The organism is Streptomyces sp. NPDC004667, assembly GCF_040609475.1.
Lineage (GTDB): Bacteria > Actinomycetota > Actinomycetes > Streptomycetales > Streptomycetaceae > Streptomyces.
In genome coordinates, this window is sequence record NZ_JBEXKC010000196.1 from 1 (window position 1) to 4,335 (window position 4,335).

Annotated in this window: 3 protein-coding genes and 3 pseudogenes; 2 read left to right on the top strand and 4 right to left on the bottom strand. The window is 72.2% G+C overall.

Translation table 11 applies throughout. From position 1 onward, the window contains the following. A pseudogene (locus tag ABZW32_RS38980) lies at positions 1–696 on the top strand (hypothetical protein); the annotation flags it as partial. Positions 697–862: 166 nt separating this feature from the next. On the opposite strand, the pseudogene ABZW32_RS38985 reads toward ABZW32_RS38980, so the two are convergent. Next, positions 863–1,201 (bottom strand): annotated as a pseudogene (locus ABZW32_RS38985) (transposase); the annotation flags it as partial. 48 nt (positions 1,202–1,249) lie between these two features. Continuing rightward, positions 1,250–2,539: an MFS transporter gene (locus ABZW32_RS38990; protein ID WP_356225551.1), complete on the bottom strand. Its 1,290-nt coding sequence runs from the start codon at positions 2,537–2,539 to the stop codon at positions 1,250–1,252. A gap of 62 nt (positions 2,540–2,601) precedes the next feature. Here ABZW32_RS38990 and ABZW32_RS38995 point away from each other — a divergent pair, with 62 nt between their 5' ends. Beyond that, complete coding sequence (locus ABZW32_RS38995; protein WP_356225552.1) at positions 2,602–3,039, top strand: MerR family transcriptional regulator; 438 nt, start codon at positions 2,602–2,604, stop codon at positions 3,037–3,039. Positions 3,040–3,158: 119 nt separating this feature from the next. On the opposite strand, the gene ABZW32_RS39000 is transcribed toward ABZW32_RS38995, so the two are convergent. Both ABZW32_RS39000 and ABZW32_RS39005 read right to left on the bottom strand, forming a co-directional pair. After that, the gene (locus ABZW32_RS39000; RefSeq protein ID WP_356225554.1) at positions 3,159–4,145 is read right to left on the bottom strand and encodes a hypothetical protein; all 987 of its coding nucleotides are present in this window, start codon (positions 4,143–4,145) and stop codon (positions 3,159–3,161) included. Next, positions 4,142–4,335 (bottom strand): annotated as a pseudogene (locus tag ABZW32_RS39005) (MFS transporter); the annotation flags it as partial. The pseudogene ABZW32_RS39005 and the gene ABZW32_RS39000, both read right to left, overlap by 4 nt.

Below are 4,335 nucleotides of genomic sequence, written 5' to 3' on the forward strand. Positions count from 1 at the left end.
GGAGTACGCCCCGGATCACCCGTCGGGCCACCCGACCCGGCGCCCGTCACGGCGACCGTGCCGTCGCGCGCGCCGGCGTCCGCCCCGTCGTGGCCCGAACGGGCTTCCGGACGGCGTCGGTTGCTGGCCGGGACGGCTCCGCTCCGCCCCGGCGCCGACGAGCGGACCGCTGTCCTCGGCACCGCCGAAACGGGCTGGGCGCAGCTCACCCCGATGGGGCACGGCGCCGCACTCGTGCAGGCCATGGTGCCCGGTCCGGCCGGGGACCCCGTCGCCCTGCTGGCCCGCCTGGCCGCCGAGACCGGCCTCGGTGCGCTCCTGCGCCACCCGCCCCGGTCCGCCGCCGCCATCCCGGCCGCCCCGCTCCTGCATCCGGCCCCCGCGACGCCCCCCTCCGGGGACGCTCCGGGCCGGCTGCTCGTCGGGGCCGGAGCCATCCGCTACGACCCCCTCAGCGGCACCGGAACCGCGCAGGCCCTTCGTACCGCCATCCTCGCCGCCGCCGTCATCGACGGGGCCGCGCGGGGAACCGCCGCGCCCCGCGCTCTGTGCGCCCACTACGCCGCCCGGTTGCGCACCGCCTACGCCGAACACCAGCGCAGCTGCGTCCGGTTGTACGGGAACGCCTTCGCCCGGCCCGCGTGGTCCGACGAACTCGACGCCGCCCGGGCGCTCGCCGCGCCGGGATCGCCGTGACGCTCGTCCTGCCCGGGGCCATACCGGCGGATCCGCCCGGGCCCCGCGATGCTCCGCAGTGTGAGGGGGCGGCTCGTCCTCGCGTGCCGGCCAGGGTGTGCGGAAGCCGGTCACACTCGGGCTCGGCGGGTGGCTACGCGAAGACGCCCGGCCGGGCGTTTTCGTGCAACGCTCTGATGTGCGAACCGTCGATCGCGCAGTCATCCATCTCCAGCTTTCCAGCGGTCCGCAGCTCGGTCGGGAGTACTTGATGCAGGCGGGGCCAGAAACCGGCTTCGGTCCAATCCCGCAAGCGTCGCCAGCTGGTGACTCCCGAGCAGCCGATCAGCATCGCGGGCGCGTCTCTCCAGGTCACTCCCTTCCGCAGGACATAGACGATGCCCGCCAGTGCCACCCGGTCGGGAGTGCGCTTTCGTCCAGGGGACCGGTGCCTGCGCGCCGGCGGTGCCGGCAGCAAGGGCTCGACACGCGGCCACAGGTCATCGGGAACGAGATCGTCAGTCACGGTCGAGATCTCGGCCCGGTCGAAGCGGCGTGAGTGCCGTGACGTCCGTCAGTCCCGGTCAGTGCACCTCGCTCGCATGGCCGGAGCGGGCGCGGGCCGAGGCCGTCGGCGGCGGCTTCCGCAAAGCTTCAGTACAACGATGCTGGTGGGGACGGTGAGGATCATCAGCGCACCGCAGCCGACGAGGACAGCGGGTGCGCTGGTCCGGTCGAGGAGGAAGCCTCCGACCGCGGCTCCTAGGGGGGAGGCGGTCAGGAGTACGGCGCTGCGCGCGGCCAGGACCGTGGTGAGCGAGTCGGCGGGTGCGCGCTCCTGGATCAGAGTGAAGGAGAGTGCGGAGTAGGGGCCGTAGACGAGTCCGGCGAAGGCGAAGCCGAGCAAGGAAGGGACGGCGGTGTCCGCGAGGGCGAATGGGAGCATCCCGATGCCGTGGCCCGCGATGATGCCGAGCATGGCCGGCCACAGGGGAAGCCTTTTGGCCGCGCCCAGGGCGAGGGCGCCGATAACGGCTCCGATCCCGAAAGCGGCCCAGTAGGTGCCGAGTAGCCCTGCGCTGGCGTCGAGGTCGTCGGAGACGAACAGAGGCAGGGCCACTTCGACGGGGCCGAAGGCGAGGTTGAACACCCAGGTCACGAGGAGCAGGCCGAACAGCTCAGGCTGGCGGCGCAGGATGCTCAGGCCGCGGTGTGTGCCGCCGGTCACCGGGGGCGCCGGCGTCCCGGGCGAAGGGGTGCGGCCGGCCTGGAGCGCGAGCACGGCGAACGTGGCGGCGTCCAGGCCGATGATCCACGCCGGGGATACCCCTCCCACGAGAAGGCCCGCCAGGGCGGGGCCCGCGATGGTCGCGGTCCAGAGGCTGGTGCTGATCACACTGTTGGCCGCCAGGCGCTGGTCATCAGGGAGTAAAGGTGCGAAGAGTGCGTGCTTTCCGGCCTTGCCCCAGGCGTGCAGCAGCGAGGAGGCGCCCAGAAGCCCGACGTACACGGCCGGGGTGAGCAGCCCCGCCATGTGTGCGAGCGGGACCGCCCCCAGCAGTACTGCCCGTAGCGTGGAGTCTGTGACCAGGAGTCGCCGCGCGGACAGCCGGCGCATCCACCTGCCCAGAGCCAGTGCTCCCAGCGCGCCGGGCAGGACGTAGGCGGCGACAGCGATGCCTGCCAGCGTGCCCTGGCCGCCGTCAGGGCCCAGTGCGAGCGCGAGCCACGCGACCGCCACGACGGTCATGCCGTCCCCGAGGTCGGACAACGCGAAGACCGGCATCAGCCGTCGAAAGGTGCGGTCGGCGAACAGTGAACGGTAGGGGGCGGGCAGCAGACGTCCCGGTGCGACTGAGAACATGCAGGTCACAATCGCGCTTCAAGCGCGCTTGAAGTCAAGACCGGACCGAGAAGGAGGCAGGCGTGCGCTATCTACCCATCAGCGAGCTCGCGGAGCAAGCCCGTGTGCGTGCTTCGGCGCTGCGCTACTGGGAGGAGCGCGGTCTGCTGCCCGGCGCGCGCCGCGAAGGCGGGCGCCGGGTATGGCCCGCCACGACCGTCCGCCGGGTCGCCCTGATCAAGATGGCGCAGCGGGCCGGCTTCACCCTCGCCGAGATTACGCAGCTGCTGGCCGAAGACACCGCACCGTCCGCAACTCGTCAGTGGCGGGACATGGCTACACGCAAGCTGCCCGAACTCGATCGTCACATCGCGCAGACCCAGGCCCTACGCCAGGCAGTTGCGGACTGCCTGGAGTGCGGCTGCATGAAATTCGACCAGTGCGTACTGCTCGACACCGCGGACATCGCGCCCCGACCGCAGACACTCGACGGCCATGCAACTACCCGGCTGTGTCGATGAGAAGTGGCAATACGTACCCACATTTCGAAACGAACAGTGAGTACCGGTGGTTGTTCTGCCAGAAGTTCCAGGCACCGCCCGTCCCCACCCCGCAGATACTTCGTCTTCGCGTGCTGCGGTCAGTTCGTGGCGGCCGGGGAGGAGCCGCCGGGGATCAGGAGGCGGGGGGCGCCCGTGCCGTCCGCCGGGACGGACCAGATGCCGCCGGCGCGTCCTTCCCCTCCCGGGAGGGCGTAGCCGACGGTCTCGTCGTCCAGCCAGGCCGCCTGGTCGTCGACGCTGTGCGTCTCCGCCAGCGGGTGTTCACGCAGGTCCGCCAGGTCCAGGACGTACAGCCGCCAGGGTGCGGCGGGGTCGTCGGAGACCTTCTTCTTGAAGGCGATGCGGGTGTCGTCCGGTGACAGCGAGGGGCATTCGACGTTCTCGCGCAGGGCCTTCGCCGACCAGTCGCGCAGGTCCCCCTCGACGAGGTGGGTGCGGCCCTTGGTCGACACCGTGGCGTAGAAGCGGTTGTCGTCGTGGGCGAAGGTCACTCCCCAGTAGTTGACGTCGGGGGCGTGGTGGCGGGTGCCGTCGATGGTCAGCGGGATCTCCTCCATCGATTTGATCAGGTAGCCGGTGCGCAGGTCGAGGATGGAGGTCCGGGTGGAGAACGCGGTCGTGGCGTAGGAGTCGCCGACCGCGAAGGTCGTCCACGACAGCACGTTCCCCGAGGCCGAGACGCGGGCCCTGTTGGGGATTCCGGGTACGGTCACGCGTTTGACCTCGCGGAGCTGCCGGTCCAGTACGAGGGCTTGGGTGCGGGCCGGGACACCGGGCAGCTTGCGCAGGCACAGGGCGCGCTCCCCCGCGATGTGGAAGCGCTCGCAGGCGGGTCCCCCCGTGGCGGGCGGCCCGCCGGTGCCGCTCCGCCGGGCGACGTGCCCGGTGGCCGAGTCCCGGTAGTAGAGCCCGGGGGCGGCCAGGCTGAACGATCCGTCCCCGGCGGCCGTCGGGAGGTCGCGGTGCCTGGCGTGCAGTACGTAGCCCAGGGAGCCGCCCCCGAGCAGCAGGACGGCGAACACGACGAGGGCGAGGCGGCGCAGTGGTGACGGGCGGTGATTCACGGCGACTCCTGGGCGTCGGCGGGGGGTGCGGCAGCCGGATCGGGAGCCGGGGCGGGCAGGATGTGCCAGGCGGCCGCGAGGGCGCCCGCGAGCGCGAGCGCCGCCGTCCACAGGGCGGGCCCCTGCCCCCAGAAGGTCCAGGCGGCCCCGAAGCCCGCCGCGCCCAGCAGCCGGGCCAGTGCCTGTCCGG

Bases quoted from the DNA above. Each gene is read 5' to 3' on its own strand.
- ABZW32_RS38990 (WP_356225551.1), bottom strand. From the start codon at position 2,539: ATGTTCTCAGTCGCACCGGGACGTCTGCTGCCCGCCCCCTACCGTTCA.